This window comes from Scandinavium sp., assembly GCF_051650185.1.
GTDB lineage: Bacteria > Pseudomonadota > Gammaproteobacteria > Enterobacterales > Enterobacteriaceae > Scandinavium.
In genome coordinates this window covers 31504-50106 of sequence record NZ_JBOFIN010000127.1, presented here as the reverse complement: position 1 = coordinate 50106, position 18603 = coordinate 31504, and the positions used below count along the sequence as shown (strand labels likewise).

The following is an 18603-nucleotide window of genomic DNA, read 5'->3' as shown; positions in this document are numbered from 1 at the left end:
CATGACCAGACAACGTATTTTCGTGGCGGGCCATCGGGGTATGGTTGGCTCCGCCATTGTTCGACAGCTTGAACAGCGCGGGGATGTGGAACTGGTTCTGCGCACCCGCGATGAGCTGAACCTGCTTGACGGCAAAGCGGTGAATGAGTTCTTTGCGCAAGAGCGCATCGATCAGGTGTATCTGGCGGCGGCGAAAGTCGGCGGGATCGTGGCGAACAACAGCTTCCCGGCGGATTTCATCTACGAAAACATGATGATCGAAAGCAACATCGTTCACGCGGCGCATCTGCATAACGTGAACAAGCTGCTGTTCCTCGGCTCGTCCTGCATTTACCCGAAAATGGCGAAGCAGCCGATCCCGGAAAGCGAGCTGTTGCAGGGAACTTTGGAAGCGACCAACGAGCCCTACGCGATTGCCAAAATCGCCGGGATCAAGCTGTGCGAATCGTACAACCGTCAGCATAACCGCGACTACCGCTCGGTGATGCCGACCAACCTGTACGGGCCGCATGACAACTTCCACCCGAGCAATTCGCACGTGATCCCGGCGCTGCTGCGTCGTTTCCACGAAGCGACTCAGGCGAATACGCCTGACGTGGTGGTGTGGGGCAGCGGCACGCCGATGCGTGAATTCCTGCACGTGGACGACATGGCGGCTGCCAGCATTCACGTGATGGAGCTGGATCGTGAAGTGTGGCAAGAGAACACCGAGCCGATGCTGTCGCACATCAACGTCGGCACCGGCGTGGACTGCACCATTCGCGAACTGGCGCAGACTATCGCCAAAGTGGTGGGCTACAAGGGCCGCGTGGTGTTTGACGCTTCTAAGCCAGACGGCACCCCGCGCAAGCTGCTGGATGTGTCTCGTCTGCATCAGCTTGGCTGGTATCACGAAGTGACGCTCGAAGCGGGTCTGGCGAGTACTTACCAGTGGTTCCTTGAGAACCAGCACCGCTTCCGGGGGTAAACCATGTTTCTGAAGCCAGAAGATTTTGCCACCGTGGTGCGTTCCACGCCGCTCATCTCCCTTGATTTGATTGTCGAGAACGCACAGGGCGAATTTCTGCTCGGGAAACGTAACAACCGTCCGGCACAGGGCTATTGGTTCGTGCCGGGCGGACGAGTGCAGAAAGACGAAACCCTTGCGGACGCTTTTGCACGCCTGACGGAAGCGGAGCTGGGCGTGAGCCTGCCGCTCTCTGCCGGGCAGTTTAACGGCGTGTGGCAGCACTTCTACGACGATAACTTCTCCGGCACGGATTTCAGCACCCATTACGTGGTGCTGGGGTTCCGCGTTCAGGTGGAGCAAACCTCGCTCGCGCTGCCGACCGCGCAGCATAACGATTATTGCTGGCTCACCAGGCAGGCATTGCTGGCGGCGGACAATGTCCACGCCAACAGCCGCGCCTATTTCCACACCGAGCCAAGCACGGAGGCACCCGTCCTGTGAAAATCCTGGTTTATGGCATCAACTACTCTCCGGAACTGACCGGCATCGGCAAATACACCGGAGAGATGGTCGAGTGGATGGCGCAGCAAGGGCACGACGTCCGCGTGATCACTGCCCCGCCGTATTACCCGGAATGGAAAGTGGGCGAGCGTTACTCTTCCTGGTGCTACCGTAGGGAAGAGGGCGCGGCGACCGTCTGGCGCTGCCCGCTGTATGTGCCGAAACAACCTTCAACGCTGAAGCGCCTGATCCATTTAGGCAGCTTCGCGCTGAGCAGTTTTTTCCCGCTGATGGCGCAACGTCGCTGGAAGCCGGACAGGATTATTGGCGTGGTGCCGACCCTGTTTTGCACCCCTGGCATGCGCCTGCTGGCGAAACTCTCCGGCGCACGCACGCTGCTGCATATTCAGGATTACGAAGTCGACGCGATGCTCGGCCTGGGCATGGCGGGCAAAGGCAAGGGCGGCAAGGTAGCGAAACTGGCAAGCCGCTTCGAGCGCAGTGGGCTGCATAACGTCGATAACGTTTCCACGATTTCGCGCTCGATGATGAACAAAGCGCAGGAAAAGGGCGTGGCGGCGGAGAAAGTGATTTTCTTCCCCAACTGGTCAGAAGTGGCCCGTTTTCGCGACGTCAACCCGACGCAGGTTGCGGTATTGCGCGAGCAGCTTGGCCTGCCTTCAGATCGCAAAATCATTCTTTACTCCGGCAACATCGGCGAAAAGCAGGGGCTGGAAAATGTCGTTGCGGCCGCTGAACAGTTGCAGGACAAGCCGTGGCTGTTCGCCATTGTCGGGCAGGGCGGCGGAAAAGCGCGCCTGGAAAAGCTGGTCGCAGAGCGGGGATTAAGCAACGTGCGTTTCTTCCCGTTGCAGTCTTACGAGGCGCTGCCCGCGCTGCTGAAAATGGCGGATTGCCATCTGGTTATCCAGAAGCGCGGCGCAGCAGACGCGGTGCTGCCGTCGAAACTGACCAATATTCTGGCCGTGGGCGGCAACGCGGTGATCACCGCAGAAGCGGAAACCGAGCTGGGCCAGCTTTGCGAGGCGCATCCGGGGATTGCCGTTTGTGTTGAACCGGAGTCGGTTCCTGAGCTGGTTGACGGGATCGAACGCGCGCTGCTGATGCCACAGAACAACACGATTGCTGGCGATTACGCCGAACGCACGCTCGACAAAGAGAACGTGCTGAAGACATTCATTAATGCTATTTCCGTAGCAGACGTCGGAGTGAAATCATGAGTCAGACCCAACTCTATCCGGTAGTGATGGCCGGTGGCTCCGGTAGCCGTTTATGGCCGCTGTCCCGTGTGCTTTACCCGAAACAGTTCCTGTGCCTGAAGGGCGAGTTAACCATGCTGCAAACGACGGTGAACCGTCTCAACGGCGTGGAGTGTGAAAGCCCGGTGGTTATCTGCAACGAACAGCACCGTTTTATCGTTGCCGAGCAGCTGCGCAAGCTCAACAAATTGACCGAGAACATTATTCTCGAACCGGCTGGCCGTAATACTGCGCCTGCGATTGCGCTGGCCGCGCTGGCGGCAAAACGCAGCAGCCCGGAGAACGATCCGCTGATGCTGGTGCTGGCTGCTGACCACGTCATTCAGAATGAAGAGGCTTTCCGTAACGCCGTGCGTGACGCCATTCCGTATGCCGAAAGCGGCAAACTGGTGACCTTCGGGATCGTGCCGGACCTGCCGGAAACCGGCTATGGCTACATTCGTCGCGGCGAAGTCAGCGCGGGCGAGAAAGACTCAGTGGCGTTTTCCGTGGCGCAGTTTGTTGAAAAACCGAATCTGGAAACCGCGCAGGCGTATGTCTCCTGCGGGGAATATTACTGGAACAGCGGCATGTTCCTGTTCCGCGCCGGGCGCTATCTGGAAGAACTGGGCAAATTCCGCCCGGATATTTTGCAGGCCTGCGAGAAGGCCATGGACGTGGTTGACCCGGATCTCGACTTTATCCGTGTTGATGAAGCAGCGTTCCTGGCCTGCCCTGAAGAGTCCATCGACTATGCCGTGATGGAAAGAACCGCCGACGCGGTGGTGGTGCCAATGGATGCAGGCTGGAGCGATGTCGGCTCCTGGTCCTCACTGTGGGAAATCAGCAACCACACCGCCGAAGGGAATGTGCACCACGGCGATGTTATCAGCCATAAAACTGAAAACAGCTATGTGTATGCCGAATCCGGGCTGGTGACCACCGTTGGGGTAAAGGATTTGGTGGTGGTGCAGACCAAAGACGCCGTGCTTATCGCCGACCGCAACGCGGTGCAGGACGTGAAAAAAGTGGTGGAGCAGATTAAGGCCGATGGTCGCCATGAGCATCACATTCACCGCGAGGTGTACCGTCCCTGGGGCAAATATGACTCCATTGACTCCGGCGACCGTTATCAGGTGAAACGCATCACCGTGAAACCGGGCGAAGGCTTATCGGTGCAGATGCATCACCACCGCGCGGAACACTGGATTATCGTGGCGGGCACCGCGAAGGTGACCATCAACGAAGACGTGAAGCTGCTCGGGGAAAACGAATCCATCTACATTCCGCTCGGTGCCACGCACTGCCTGGAAAACCCGGGCAAGATCCCGCTTGACCTGATTGAAGTGCGCTCGGGCTCCTACCTCGAAGAGGATGACATCGTGCGGTTCGAGGACCGGTACGGGCGCGTGTAAAGACCACCGGCCCGGCAAGTCACACGCCGCCGGGCAATTCCTGAAAAACCAAATTTTGGCCCATTTGGGTCACGGCTGACTGTTGCCTGAAAAGGGTAAAAACATGACCAAATTAACCTGTTTTAAAGCCTATGACATTCGCGGCAAGCTCGGTGAAGAGCTGAATGAAGAGATTGCGACCCGCATTGGCCGTGCCTATGGCGAGTTCCTGAAACCCAAAACCATCGTGCTCGGTGGCGATGTTCGCCTGACCAGCGAAAGCCTGAAGATGGCGCTGGCAAAAGGCCTGCGTGATGCGGGCGTGGACGTGCTGGATATCGGGCTTTCCGGCACCGAAGAGATTTATTTCGCCACGTTTAACCTGGGCGTGGACGGCGGTATCGAAGTGACCGCCAGCCATAACCCGATGGATTACAACGGCATGAAGCTGGTGCGCGAAGGCGCTCGCCCGATCAGCGGCGACACCGGCCTGCGCGATGTGCAGCGTCTGGCGGAAGCGAATGACTTCCCGCCAGTGGATGCCAAAAAACGCGGCAGCTACCAGAAAATCGACCTGCGTAAAGCGTACATCGATCACCTGCTGGGCTATATCGACACCGCTAACCTCAGGCCGCTGAAGCTGGTGATCAACTCCGGTAACGGCGCGGCGGGCCCGGTTGTCGATGCGCTGGAAGCTCGCTTCAAAGCCCTGAACGTGCCGGTGACGTTCATCAAAGTTCACAACACGCCTGACGGTAACTTCCCGAACGGGATCCCGAATCCGCTGCTGCCGGAGTGCCGCGACGACACCCGCAATGCGGTGATTGAACACGGGGCGGATATGGGCATCGCCTTTGACGGCGACTTCGACCGCTGCTTCCTGTTCGACGAAACCGGGCAGTTTATTGAGGGCTACTACATTGTCGGCCTGCTGGCGGAAGCGTTCCTCGAGAAAGCGCCGGGCGAACGCATCATTCACGACCCGCGCCTTTCCTGGAACACCGTTGATGTGGTGGAAGCGGCAGGCGGCACGCCGGTGATGTCGAAAACGGGCCACGCGTTTATCAAAGAGCGCATGCGCCAGGAAGACGCCATTTACGGTGGCGAAATGAGCGCTCACCACTATTTCCGTGATTTCGCCTACTGCGACAGCGGAATGATCCCCTGGCTGCTGGTGGCTGAACTGCTGTGCCTGAAAGGCAAAACGCTCGGCGAGCTGGTGCGTGACCGCATGCTGGCTTTCCCGGCGAGCGGAGAAATCAACAGCAAGCTGGAAGAGCCTGCTCTGGCCATTGCCCGCGTGGAGCAACATTTCGCTCAGCACGCGCTGGAGATCGACCGCACCGACGGCATCAGCCTCGCGTTTGCGGACTGGCGCTTCAACCTGCGTTCCTCCAACACCGAGCCTGTGGTGCGTCTGAACGTCGAGTCTCGCGGCGATACCTCGCTGATGGAAGCGCGGACGAAGGACATTCTGGCGCTGCTGAATCAGTAACACACTGCCCCTCACCCTAACCCTCTCCCCATAGGGGAGAGGGGATCGCCTGGTGCGGTCTTTTCTCCCTCGCCCCTTTGGGGAGAGGGCCGGGGTGAGGGGGAAAACATCAACAACAGGAACAACGATGACGACTCTAAGAAAGCGCGAGCGAGCCAAAACGAATGCATCGTTAATTTCAATGGTGCAGCGATTCTCTGACATCACCATCATGGTGAGTGGCCTGTGGGTTGTCTGCAAAGGGGCGGGATTACCTTTTACCTACACGCATCAGTTGATGGTTCTGATAACCCTGGTGGTGTTTCAGATGATCGGCGGGATGACGGACTTTTACCGCTCCTGGCGAGGCGTGCGCATTACGACTGAACTCTTATTACTGCTGCAAAACTGGACGCTGGCGTTGATTTTCACCGCAGGCGTACTGGCCTTCAACGACGACTTCAACAACAGCGTCTCGCTGTGGCTCGGCTGGTATGTGTTAAGCACCTGCGGAATGATCGGCTGCCGGACGTTTATTCGTTTCGGTGTGGGCTGGTTACGCCATCGCGGTTACAACGTTCGCACCGTGGCCGTCGCGGGTGATATGCCTGCGGGGCAGGCGCTGCTCGACAGCTTCCGCAATCAGCCGTGGCTGGGGTTCGATGTTCTCGGCAGCTATCACGATGCCAAACCGGGCGGCGTGACGGCAGACTGGGCGGGTAACTATGAGCAACTGCTGGACGATGCACGCGGCGGCAAAATTCATAACGTCTACATTGCGCTGTCGATGCAGGACGAAGTGCGAATCAAAGACCTGGTTCGTGACCTGGCGGATACCACCTGTTCGGTGATCCTCATTCCGGACGTTTTCACCTTCAATATTCTGCATTCACGCATTGATGAAGTGAACGGAGTGCCGGTAGTGCCGCTGTATGACACGCCGCTTTCCGGGCTGAATCGGGTGATTAAGCGTCTGGAAGATATCGTGCTTTCTTCGCTCATTCTGCTGCTGATTTCACCGGTGCTGCTGTGTATTTCGCTGGCGGTGAAGTTCACTTCGCCGGGGCCGATTATCTTCCGTCAGACCCGTTACGGGATGGACGGTATACCTATCAAAGTGTGGAAGTTCCGCTCCATGAAGGTGATGGAAAATGATGCGGTTGTGACGCAAGCGACGCAAAACGACCCGCGCGTGACGCCTGTTGGCAACTTCCTGCGCCGCACTTCTCTGGATGAGTTGCCGCAGTTTATCAACGTCCTGACCGGAGGCATGTCGATTGTTGGGCCTCGTCCCCATGCTGTGGCGCACAACGAGCAGTATCGCCAGTTAATCGAAGGCTACATGCTGCGCCATAAGGTGAAACCGGGCATTACCGGCTGGGCGCAAATCAACGGCTGGCGCGGTGAAACCGACACGCTTGAGAAGATGGAAAAGCGTGTGGAGTTCGACCTGGAATACATCCGTGAGTGGAGCCTGTGGTTCGATATTCGCATCGTGTTCCTGACGGTGTTCAAAGGCTTTGTCAACAAAGCGGCGTACTGAGGTAGCGAGATGAGCCTGAGAGAAAAAACCATTAGCGGGGCCAAATGGTCCGCGATGGCGACCGTGGTGATTATCGGTCTGGGGCTGGTGCAGATGACCGTGCTGGCCCGCATTATCGACAATCACCAGTTCGGCCTGCTGACCGTATCGCTGGTGATCATCGCCCTCGCGGACACGCTGTCGGATTTCGGCATCGCCAACTCCATCATCCAGCGTAAAGAGATAAGCCACCTTGAGCTCACCACCCTGTACTGGCTGAACGTTGGCCTGGGGATGGTGGTTTTCGCGCTGGTCTTTTCCCTGAGCGGGGTGATTGCCAGCGTGTTGCATAACCCGGATCTGGCGCCGTTGATGCGTACGCTGTCGTTCGCGTTTGTGGTTATCCCACACGGGCAGCAGTTCCGCGCGCTGATGCAAAAAGAGCTGGAATTCAACAAGATTGGCATGATTGAAACCTCGGCCGTGCTGGCCGGGTTTACCTTCACGGTGATCAGCGCTCATTTCTGGCCGTTGGCGATGACGGCCATTCTGGGTTATCTGGTGAACAGTGCCGTGCGCACGCTGCTTTTCGGCTGGTCTGGACGCAAGATTTACCGCCCGGGCCTGCATTTTTCACTGGCGTCTGTCTCCTCGAACCTGCGCTTTGGCGCGTGGCTGACGGCAGACAGCATCATCAACTATGTGAACACGAATCTGTCGACGCTGGTGCTGGCGCGTATTCTTGGCGCGAGCGTCGCCGGGGGCTACAACCTGGCGTACAACGTGGCGGTTGTGCCGCCGATGAAGCTCAACCCGATTATCACCCGCGTGCTTTTTCCGGCGTTTGCCAAGATTCAGGATGATACCGCGAAGCTTCGCGTGAACTTCTACAAGCTGCTGTCGGTAGTGGGGATCATCAACTTCCCGGTGCTGCTCGGCCTGATGGTGGTCAGCAACAACATGGTGCCGCTGGTGTTTGGCGAGAAGTGGGTCAGCATTGTCCCTGTGCTGCAACTGCTGTGCGTGGTGGGGCTGTTGCGTTCTGTCGGCAACCCGATTGGCTCGCTGCTGATGGCCAAAGCTCGCGTCGATATCAGCTTCAAATTCAACGTCTTTAAAACCTTCTTGTTCATTCCGGCGATTATCGCAGGCGGCCATCTGGCAGGCGCGCTGGGCGTGACGCTGGGCTTTTTACTCGTGCAGATCATCAACACCGTGCTGAGCTACTTCGTGATGATTAAACCCGTGCTGGGCTCAAGCTATCGCGAATACATGCTGAGCCTGTGGCTGCCGTTTTACCTGTCGCTGCCGACGCTGGCGGTGAGCTACGGCCTGGGCGTGGTGCTGAAGAACGCGCTGCCCTTACCGCTACTGCTCGCCGTGCAGGTGGCCGCAGGCGCGGCTGCATTTGCGCTGATGATTGTGCTCTCACGCCACCCGCTGGTGGTGGAGATGAAACGGCAGCTGTGCCGCAGTGAAAAAATGAAAGTGTTATTGCGGGCTGGTTGAGTGCCAGCCCCTCTCCCCCGGCCCCTCTCCCTAAGGGCGAGGGGAGAAATCATTCCCTCTCCCCGTGGGAGAGGGTTAGGGAGAGGGCATCAGGCAGCTCCCGATGAATGAAGAACCCCGATTTAGAGGTCATACATGAAATTACTGATTCTAGGCAATCACACCTGTGGTAATCGCGGCGACAGCGCCATTCTGCGCGGCCTGCTTGATGCCATCAACACCCTGAACCCGGATGCTGAAGTGGACGTGATGAGCCGCTATCCGGTGAGTTCATCCTGGCTGCTGAACCGCCCGGTGATGGGCGACCCGCTGTATGCGCAGATGAAGCAGCACAACAATGCTGCCGGGGTGATGGGGCGGGTGAAGAAAATCCTGCGTCGTCGCTATCAGCATCAGGTGCTGCTTTCCCGCGTGACCGACACGGGCAAGCTGCGCAATATCCGCATCGCTCAGGGCTTCACCGATTTTGTCCGTTTGCTCAGCAACTACGACGCCATCATCCAGGTCGGCGGCTCGTTCTTTGTGGATTTGTATGGCGCGCCGCAGTTTGAGCACGCGCTTTGTACCTTTATGGCGAAAAAGCCGTTGTACATGATTGGCCACAGCGTGGGGCCCTTCCAGGATCCGCAGTTTAACCAGCTGGCAAACCATGTGTTTGCGCAGTGTGATGCGCTGATCCTGCGTGAATCGGTCAGCCTGAACCTGATGAAGCGCAGCGACATCACCACGGCGAAAGTCGAGCAGGGCGTGGATACCGCCTGGCTGGTCGAGCACCACAACGACGATTTCACGCCGAGCTATGCTGTCGAACACTGGCTAAAAACCATCAGCCAAAAGAAAAGCGTGGCTATCACCCTGCGTGAACTTGCCCCGTTCGATAAGCGCCTTGGCACAACCCAGCAGGCCTACGAAGAAGCCTTTGCGGGCGTGGTGAATCGCATTATTGAGGCGGGTTATCAGGTGATTGCGCTGTCGACCTGTACCGGAATCGACAGCTACAACAAAGATGACCGGATGGTGGCGTTGAATTTGCGTCAGCACATTCAGGATCCTGCTCAGTATCACGTGGTGATGGATGAGCTCAACGACCTTGAAATGGGCAAAATTCTTGGCGCGTGCGACCTGACGGTGGGCACACGCCTGCATTCGGCGATTATCTCGATGAACTTCGACACGCCAGCCATTGCCATCAATTACGAACACAAATCCGCCGGTATCATGCAGCAGCTCGGCATGCCGGAAATGGCGATTGATATCAGACATTTGCTGGATGGAAGCCTTGGCGCGATGGTGGCTGACACACTGGGCCAACTGCCTGCTATCAACGAACGCCTGCGCGTGGCGGTCAAAGCCGAGCGTGAAAACGGAATACATATGGTGAAATCGGTCCTCGACCGTATCAAGGAGGTGAAATGAAGATTGGATTCTTCCTGTTAAAATTCCCACTGTCGTCAGAGACGTTTGTTTTAAATCAGATAGTCGCGTTTATCGACATGGGTTATGAGGTGGAGATTGTCTCGCTGCTGAAAGGCGACATGACCAACACCCATGAAGCCTTCAGGCGTTATGGCCTGGCGGAGAAAACGCGCTGGTTGCAGGCTGAACCGGAAGGCAAGCTGGCGAAGCTGCGTTACCGGGCCACCAACACGCTGAAAGGGTTGCATCGCGCGGCCACCTGGCGTTCGCTTGATCCGCGTCGTTATGGCAATGAGGCGCGTAACCTGATCCTTTCCTCCATTACGGCGAAAAATCCTGAGCCTATCAGCGCAGATGTCTTTATCGCCCATTTCGGCCCGGCGGGCGTGACCGCTGCCAAACTGCGCGAGCTGGGCGTGATCCGCGGCAAAATTGCGACTGTGTTCCACGGCGTGGATATTTCCAGCCGAGAAGTGCTTCAGCATTACACCCCGGAGTATCAGCAGCTGTTCCGCCGTGGCGATTTGATGCTGCCGATTAGCGACCTGTGGGCGAAGCGCCTGCAAACCATGGGCTGCCCGCCGGAGAAGATTGCGGTGTCGCGCATGGGCGTGAACATGGATCGCTTCGCTCTGCGCGCCGCCAAAGAGCCGGGGAAAACCCTGCAGATCATTTCTGTTGCCCGTCTGACCGAGAAAAAAGGGCTGCACGTGGCGATTGAAGCCTGCCGCCAGCTCAAACAGCGTGGCGTTGATTTCCACTATCGCATTCTTGGTATCGGCCCGTGGGAACGCCGCCTGAAAACGCTAATCGAGCAGTATCAGCTTGAAGACGTGGTGGAGATGCCGGGCTTTAAGCCAAGTCATGAAGTCAAAGCGATGCTCGATGAAGCGGATGTGTTCCTGCTGCCCTCCGTCACTGGCACCGACGGAGATATGGAAGGCATTCCGGTGGCGCTGATGGAAGCGATGGCGGTCGGCATTCCGGTGGTATCGACCCTTCACAGTGGCATTCCTGAGCTGATTGAAACGGACGAATCAGGCTGGCTGGTCCCTGAAAATGACGCGGCTGCGTTAGCCAATCGCCTGAGTGCGCTGAGCGCTTATGAACAGCAAACGCTGGAGCCTGTCGTCACGAAGGCGCGCGAAAAAGTGGAAACCACCTTTAACCAGCAGGTGATCAACCGCCAACTGGCGAGCCTGCTGCAGACGCTGTAAAGAGGTCGCATGACTGCAAAAAAGTACTCCCTCTCACGACGACACTTCCTTCAAGCCAGCTCTGCGCTGGCTGCTCTGCCTCTCATTAACAGCCCTGCCGCTTTGGCGGTTGGGCAAACCAAAGCCGCAGATATCCGGGCCTACAACACGCACAATGACTGGATTCGGGCCTTCAACGATGCCTTCAAAGACAGCGATGTGGTCACCGTTCCGCAAGGCGTGACCTGTGAAAACATCAATACCGGCATCATCATCCCTCCGGGGAAAACGCTGCAAATAGAAGGCGCGCTGAACGGCAACGGGCGAGGGCGCTTCGCGTTGCAGGATGGCTGTAAAATCATCGGCAGCCATCAGGGCACGCTCAACAATATCTGCCTGGATGTGCGTGGATCAGACTGCGTGATTGAAGGGGTGACGATGAGCGGCTATGGCCCGGTCGCGCAGATTTTCATCGGCGGGAAAGACACCCGCACGATGCGCAACTTGCTTATCGATAACATCACCATCACCAAAGCGAACTACGGCATTTTAAGGCAGGGATTTCATAACCAGTTTGATGGCGTGAAAATAACTAACGGCCGTTTTACCCAGTTACAGGGCGATGCGATTGAATGGAATGTCGCCATTAATGATAAGAACATTCTCATTTCTGACCATGTGATCGACACCATTAACTGCACCAACGGCAAGATAAACTGGGGCATCGGAATAGGGCTTGCGGGCAGCACGTATAACAACAGTTATCCGGAAGATCAGTCGGTCAAAAACTTTGTCGTGGCGAACATCACCGGCCGAAATTGTCGTCAGCTGGTGCATGTGGAAAATGGCAAACACTTCATCATTCGTAATGTAAAAGCGCAAAATATCACCCCGGCGTTCAGTAAACAGGCGGGAATCGATAACGCCACGGTGGCAATTTACGGCTGTGATAATTTCATTATTGATAATGTCGAGATGGTCAATAGCGCCGGAATGCTGATTGGCTACGGCGTGATTAAGGGCAATTACCTCTCGATACCGCAGAACTTCCAGCTCTCGAATATCAGGATGGACAACACGGACATGCCGACCAAACTGCGGGGCATCCAGATTTCATCAGGCAATGCGCCGTCGTTTGTCTCCATCACCAACCTCGATATCAAACGCGCCTCGCTGGAGCTGCACAACAAGCCGCAGCACCTTTTCATGCGTAATATCAACGTTATGCAGGATGCAGACCGCGGCCCGGCGCTGTCGATGAACTTCGATTTACGCAAAGATGTGCGGGGTAAATTTATGGCGAAAGAGGACACCTTGCTGTCGCTCGCGAACATCAAAGCCGTGAATGAAAAGGGCGTGCGCTCCGTGGATATCGACCGGGTCGATCAGCACACGATTAACGCCAGCGGGCTGAATTTTAGGCTGCCGGGGCGGTAAATCCGAGGATTCCTGGAAAAGCTTGCTAACTCTCGGATTGAACCTGAAGTTTTATCAAATTTAGCCAGGTATCATCAAAAAAACGTGCTGGATTAAACGTCCTGACTGGCTATAATTCTTCAACCATTCACAGGTGGACATGATAATGATTAATTTGAAAGCAGTAATTCCGGTAGCGGGCCTCGGGATGCATATGCTTCCTGCCACCAAGGCTATTCCGAAAGAAATGCTGCCGATCGTTGACAAGCCGATGATCCAATACATCGTCGACGAAATTGTTGCTGCAGGGATCAAAGAAATCGTCCTGGTCACCCACGCGTCCAAGAACGCCGTGGAAAACCACTTCGACACCTCTTATGAGCTTGAGTCACTGCTGGAGCAGCGCGTTAAGCGTCAGCTGCTGGCCGAAGTGCAGTCTATCTGTCCGCCGGGTGTGACTATCATGAACGTGCGCCAGGCGCAGCCACTGGGCCTGGGCCATTCCATTCTGTGCGCTCGCCCGATTGTTGGCGATAACCCGTTTGTGGTTGTGCTGCCAGATATCATTCTGGATAACGCCACAGCTGACCCACTGCGCTATAACCTTGCCGCGATGGTTGCCCGTTTCAATGAAACAGGCCGTAGCCAGGTGTTGGCGAAGCATATGGACGGCGACCTGAGCGAATACTCCATCATCAAAACCAAAGAGCCACTGGACAACGAAGGCAATGTGAGCCGCATTGTTGAGTTCGTTGAAAAACCAGACCAGCCGCAGACGCTGGATTCTGACCTGATGGCAGTTGGCCGCTATGTGCTTTCCGCAGATGTCTGGGCAGAACTGGAAAAAACCGAGCCAGGTGCCTGGGGCCGCGTGCAACTGACTGACGCTATTGCCGAACTGGCGAAGAAACAGTCCGTCGATGCCATGTTGATGACCGGCGACAGCTACGACTGCGGTAAGAAAATGGGCTATATGCAGGCATTCGTACAGTACGGCCTGCGTAACCTGAAAGAAGGTGCTAAGTTCCGAGAAAGCATCAAGAAATTATTGGTAGGCTGATTCCCAGGAAGCAGTATGCCAAACTGAACGGCAGGGGAGGTTATGAAGCGATTAACGCGCATTCATGACGCCACTGCCTTTTTTTTATTTCAAAATCAATGGGTTGCCACTGAGTAAGAAATGTCATTTTAGACATCAAATCAGGGATTTCCACTTGTTTTGAGATGTGTTTAAGACCACAATATTGGATTAGATTGAGCGGAGTGATGGTTGATTTTTAATCATTAGTCCTGATCGCATACTGACTTTACGTTCAGTGCACTGGTAGCTGTTGAGCCAGGGGCGGTAGCGTGGGTTAATTAATTATTAAAACATGTGTTGCATGAATATAATGAAGAAATATTGTGAAGATTAATTCAACACTTAATAAAAACATATTCTATTTAGCCCTGGTTCAGGGTAGTTCATATATTCTCCCTCTGATTACTTTTCCATATTTGGTACGCATACTTGGGCCAGAATATTTTGGATTACTGGGTTTTTGTCAGGCCTCAATGCAATACCTTGTACTTCTCACTGATTATGGGTTCAACTGGACAGCTACTCAGCAGATAGCCAAAAACAAAGGCAATAAAAAAGAGTTAACAGAAATATTCTGGAGTGTTATTTTTGCTAAGATATTCCTTGCTGTTGGCGCATTTATTGTACTGATTATTGCTTGTTTAGTTGTGCCACAATATAATCAGGTATGGTATATATTGCTGGCATTTAGTCCATTAGTTATTGGAAATATTATTTATCCAGTTTGGTTTTTCCAGGGTATGGAAAAAATGAAATGGATAACCCTATGCACCATTTCGGCGCGATGTCTGGTTATTCCATTAACATTTCTACTTGTTCATTCTAAAGAGGATGTCTGGCTCGCGGCCTTGATTCAAGGATCGGTGAATTTATTGGCCGGAATGATTGGGTTATGCCTTATCATGCAAAAGCAATGGATCCACGGCTTGATATTTAATCGAGCGAAGATAAAAAGTAGTTTAGCCGATGGCTGGCATGTTTTTTTGTCAACATCAGCAATTAGTCTCTATACAACAAGTACGACGGTTATTCTTGGCTTTGTCGCAGGACCGGTTGCTGTAGGCTATTTTAACGCTGCAAATACAATCAGAAATGCTGCTCAGGGGCTTCTAAGCCCAATTACACAGGCGATATATCCACGGATAAATTCATTGTTTGATACTGACTACCAACAGGCGCTGTCCTTAATAAGGAAATCAATACGCATTGTGGGTGGTTTGGCATGTATTGGCTCCATTCTTTTGTTTGTACTAGCTCCTTGGATTATAAATATTGGTGTTGGTAAAAATTATGAGGAGTCAATAATTGTCTTAAGATGGATGGCAGTTTTGCCCCTGATTATAGTGTTGAGTAACATTTTTGGTGTACAAACGATGTTGACTCATAATTATAAAAAACAGTTTAGTCGCATCCTGATTGTAAGTGGTATAACAAACTTATTAATCATATTCCCTTTAGTTTTCTTCTACGCTGAAACTGGTGCAGCCATATCACTATTGGTAACTGAAACTCTTGTTACTCTATTAATGTATTTATTTCTGCGTTCGAAACACATTTATCTTTTTAAATAACTGGTGGATTAATGTACGACTATCTCATTGTTGGTGCTGGATTATTTGGCTCTGTATGTGCACATGAACTGACAAAGAAAGGTAAAAAAGTTCTTGTCATTGAAAAAAGAAACCATATAGCTGGGAATGCATATACAGAAAATGTTAATGGAATTCATGTGCATAAGTATGGAGCTCATATATTTCACACAAATGACAAAGAAATATGGGAGTATGTGAATTCATTTGTTGAGTTTAATAGGTTCACTAACTCACCTTTGGCGAACTATAAAGGGATGCTCTATAACCTGCCATTTAATATGAATACATTTTATCAGTTGTGGGGAACAAAAACTCCTGCTGAAGCAATGATGGTTATTGATGAGCAAAGAAAAGAATTAGCAGGAAAAGAGCCAGAAAACTTAGAAGAAAAAGCGATATCCTTAGTTGGGCGAGATATTTATGAAAAGCTGATAAAAGGCTATACTGAAAAGCAATGGGGTAGAAAGGCAGCAGATCTGCCAGCATTCATCATTAGTCGATTACCAGTCCGCATGACATATGATAACAATTATTTCTCCGACAGATACCAGGGTATACCAATAGGTGGTTACACGAAGATGGTAGAAAAAATGTTGGAGGGTATCGAGGTCAGATTGGGCGTTGATTATTTAAAAAATAAATCAGAATTTAAAAGAATAGCCAAAAAAATAATTTACACCGGTCCTATTGATGAATATTTTGAGTACTGTCATGGTCAATTAGAATATCGTTCTCTTTCTTTTGAAACTGAAATTTTACAAATTGATAATTATCAAGGGAATGCAGTTGTTAACTATACTGAAGCTGAGGTTCCATTCACACGGATAATTGAGCACAAGCATTTTGATCCTGTTGAAACTTCACATACAGTGGTCACCAGAGAATATCCAGCAGAATGGGTAAAAGGTGATGAGCCATATTACCCTGTAAATAATTCTAAAAACATGGATTTGTATAAAAAATACAAAGCTATGATCAATGATGACGGTGATGTTTTCTTCGGTGGAAGATTGGCTGAATATAAATATTATGACATGCATCAAGTCATCTCTTCGGCATTATATTTTATTTCAAAGCAAGATTAATTAATTATGAGTAACTTTGTATATATCCATGATTTAACTGAGACGGCAAATCATGCTGGGTTTAAGGCTAGATATGACGTACTTGAAATACTTAGCGACCAAAGTCATATTAAAGTTGTGAAAATTCCGTTAAGTATCGGCAACCGACTGGAGAGGCTTTCGAGTTCATTTAATTTCATCAGGTTTTTATTCTCTTTGAGTTCAAATGATAATCTAATCATTAATTATCCATTGGCTAAGCCTTACGGAAAATTATTGGAAGTCATGATGGCCATTAAGTCATTCAAACTGACAGTAATTGTTCACGATCTTAACTCTTTGAGGAAAAAAGACAAAGAAGATTCTTTGATATATAAAGCATCAAATATAATCAGCCATAATAAAGTTATGACTGATTATCTCCGAGATATCAAAGTTCAGGGCGTCAATATCATCGAACTTGAGCTTTTCGATTACCTGTTAGCAGAATCTACTTCTGTTAGACGTATCGCTGAGGATGAAAAGATTTCATTACTCGTTGCTGGTAACTTGACTAAAGAGAAGGCTGGTTATATTTATTCATGGCAGCCGAGCTACCCTGTAGATGTCTATGGGGTAAATTTCCAGAAAGAATTGGCGATCGGTGAATTAAATTATTGTGGCATCTTCGATGCCAATATTCCAGATCAAACAGTATCAGCGACCAAGGCATATTATGGACTTGTTTGGGATGGCGACTCCCAGGCGGCCTGTAGTGGTATCTTTGGCCATTATTTGCAATATAATAATCCTCATAAAGCATCACTGTATCTTTCTTTATCCATTCCTATAATTGTCTGGAGTAAATCTGCACTAGCAGATTTTGTAAGGCGAGAAGGATGTGGAATAGTGATTGATAGCCTGGACGAAATTGAAGATATTATGCACGACACCAATAAATGGAATCTCTGTTATCGTTCGGCAACGGTAGTCGCAGAGAAAGTTCGTTCAGGCAAGTTCTTAGCACGTGCTATCGAAAGATGCGAGTATAAAAATTAACACCACTATGAGTGGTTCGGTGGGAAAATGTATTTGATCTTATTGATATTGCCACTTGTATTTATATCATACAGATTTACGAGAGACACTTTCAACCCCGCTTTTTTGATGGCCTCATCTTATTTATTTGTGTCGGCAATAATATTGTGGACTTCAGGTATAATTACAGTAGAGTTTAAAGTTGAAACTCAGTTATTTATATTTGCAAATATTGTTATTTTCTCACTTTTCTCTGGATTAGGTTGTAAAGTGGTATCTGGGGGGGAATCTGCATACCAGAAAGCTATAAAGCTTAAATCCAGTTTGCTTTTTGTGCTATTAGTTACTTTCTCGCTATTTTATATTACTCTCAGAATTAGTGATTATGGTTTTTCCTTGCAGGAGTTTAAAAATACTCTGCATGAGATCAGGTCTGAAGATGTTTCAGATGGGCATTCAGCAGTACAGTACTTCTTTACATTAGTTTATATTGTTTGGGGGTACTACCTTATCTCAAGAAATATTAACCCTGGTAGCAAGGTTATTTTTACTGCTCTTATGGTTCTATTACTTGTCGTTGCAGTGGTGAGTACATCAAAACAAGCCACTTTTATGCTCTTTATCTCAACATTTTACATAGCAACAAAGAGAAGGCTGAAATCAATAGTATTATTTGCAATCCTTGGACTGGCGTTGTTTTCATTTTTCAGTTTTATTATAAGAACAAGCGAATCCAATAACTTTTGGGATGCTTTGAAAACTTACATGGCAATTTATATATCTAGCCCGACGATTGCTATGCAAGAATTTTACCTGTTGAGTGATCAACTTAAGGATAGTAACTTATTGCGAATTTTCATTAAGTTAGTTGGCGGAAATGTACCCGTAACACTACACAGAGAGTTTGTGGATGTTGGTGTACCAACGAATGTATACACCGCTTATTCTGACTATATCGCTTATGGTTGGTATGTATCATACTTGTTGATGGCGATTCATGGATTCATCAGTGGGCTGTTATGGAAGTTGGCAAAGTTTTATTTCTGGGCAGAAGTTTTTTACTCTCTCTTTGCATATACCATAATTTTTGTATTTTTCCATGAGAGTTTGATAACATCTCTTAGTCTATGGATTCAGTTACTATTGTTATCACTCTTATTTAGCTTTGTCTATCAGGTTAAAAAAATAGACAGAAAAATTTAAATATAAAGTG

The 18603-nt window shown here is 51.2% G+C and carries 15 protein-coding genes; all 15 read left to right on the top strand.

The features are described from left to right. Position 1: 1 nt before the first annotated feature. Positions 2–967 carry a GDP-L-fucose synthase gene (fcl, locus tag ACRCWW_RS17255; protein ID WP_438683497.1) on the top strand — a complete coding sequence of 322 codons (966 nt, stop codon included), beginning with the start codon at positions 2–4 and terminating at the stop codon, positions 965–967. 3 nt (positions 968–970) lie between these two features. Further along, complete coding sequence (locus tag ACRCWW_RS17250) at positions 971–1450, top strand: GDP-mannose mannosyl hydrolase (RefSeq protein WP_438683496.1); 480 nt, start codon at positions 971–973, stop codon at positions 1448–1450. Beyond that, the gene (gene wcaI / locus ACRCWW_RS17245; RefSeq protein ID WP_438683495.1) at positions 1447–2691 is read left to right on the top strand and encodes a colanic acid biosynthesis fucosyltransferase WcaI; all 1245 of its coding nucleotides are present in this window, start codon (positions 1447–1449) and stop codon (positions 2689–2691) included. The genes ACRCWW_RS17250 and wcaI overlap by 4 nt, the downstream gene beginning before the upstream one ends. Then, positions 2688–4124, top strand: a complete 1437-nt coding sequence (gene cpsB, locus ACRCWW_RS17240) for a mannose-1-phosphate guanyltransferase (RefSeq protein WP_438683494.1) — start codon at positions 2688–2690, stop codon at positions 4122–4124. The genes wcaI and cpsB overlap by 4 nt, the downstream gene beginning before the upstream one ends. Before the next feature lie 103 nt (positions 4125–4227). Then, positions 4228–5598, top strand: a complete 1371-nt coding sequence (cpsG, locus tag ACRCWW_RS17235) for a colanic acid biosynthesis phosphomannomutase CpsG (RefSeq protein WP_438683493.1) — start codon at positions 4228–4230, stop codon at positions 5596–5598. A gap of 127 nt (positions 5599–5725) precedes the next feature. Further along, entirely contained in the window at positions 5726–7120 is a 1395-nt protein-coding gene (wcaJ, locus tag ACRCWW_RS17230; RefSeq protein WP_438683492.1) for an undecaprenyl-phosphate glucose phosphotransferase, read from the top strand. A 9-nt stretch (positions 7121–7129) separates the two neighbouring features. Beyond that, on the top strand, positions 7130–8608 hold the full coding sequence (wzxC, locus tag ACRCWW_RS17225; RefSeq protein ID WP_438683491.1) for a colanic acid undecaprenyl disphosphate flippase WzxC: 1479 nt from the start codon (positions 7130–7132) through the stop codon (positions 8606–8608). Positions 8609–8743: 135 nt separating this feature from the next. Further along, positions 8744–10024, top strand: coding sequence for a colanic acid biosynthesis pyruvyl transferase WcaK (wcaK, locus tag ACRCWW_RS17220; protein WP_438683490.1), 1281 nt, complete (start codon positions 8744–8746; stop codon positions 10022–10024). Further along, positions 10021–11241: a colanic acid biosynthesis glycosyltransferase WcaL gene (wcaL, locus tag ACRCWW_RS17215; RefSeq protein WP_438683489.1), complete on the top strand. Its 1221-nt coding sequence runs from the start codon at positions 10021–10023 to the stop codon at positions 11239–11241. The genes wcaK and wcaL overlap by 4 nt, the downstream gene beginning before the upstream one ends. 9 nt (positions 11242–11250) lie before the next feature. Then, complete coding sequence (wcaM, locus tag ACRCWW_RS17210) at positions 11251–12657, top strand: colanic acid biosynthesis protein WcaM (RefSeq protein WP_438683488.1); 1407 nt, start codon at positions 11251–11253, stop codon at positions 12655–12657. 145 nt (positions 12658–12802) lie between these two features. Next, on the top strand, positions 12803–13696 hold the full coding sequence (gene galF, locus ACRCWW_RS17205; RefSeq protein WP_438683487.1) for a GalU regulator GalF: 894 nt from the start codon (positions 12803–12805) through the stop codon (positions 13694–13696). A gap of 344 nt (positions 13697–14040) precedes the next feature. Next, complete coding sequence (locus ACRCWW_RS17200; RefSeq protein WP_438683486.1) at positions 14041–15288, top strand: flippase; 1248 nt, start codon at positions 14041–14043, stop codon at positions 15286–15288. Between the two features lie 11 nt (positions 15289–15299). Then, on the top strand, positions 15300–16394 hold the full coding sequence (gene glf / locus ACRCWW_RS17195) for a UDP-galactopyranose mutase (RefSeq protein ID WP_438683485.1): 1095 nt from the start codon (positions 15300–15302) through the stop codon (positions 16392–16394). Positions 16395–16400: 6 nt separating this feature from the next. Then, a complete protein-coding gene (locus tag ACRCWW_RS17190) occupies positions 16401–17411 on the top strand; it encodes a hypothetical protein (RefSeq protein WP_438683484.1) in 1011 nt (336 codons plus the stop codon). Between the two features lie 27 nt (positions 17412–17438). Beyond that, positions 17439–18593 carry an oligosaccharide repeat unit polymerase gene (locus tag ACRCWW_RS17185; RefSeq protein ID WP_438683483.1) on the top strand — a complete coding sequence of 385 codons (1155 nt, stop codon included), beginning with the start codon at positions 17439–17441 and terminating at the stop codon, positions 18591–18593. Positions 18594–18603 lie beyond the last annotated feature (10 nt).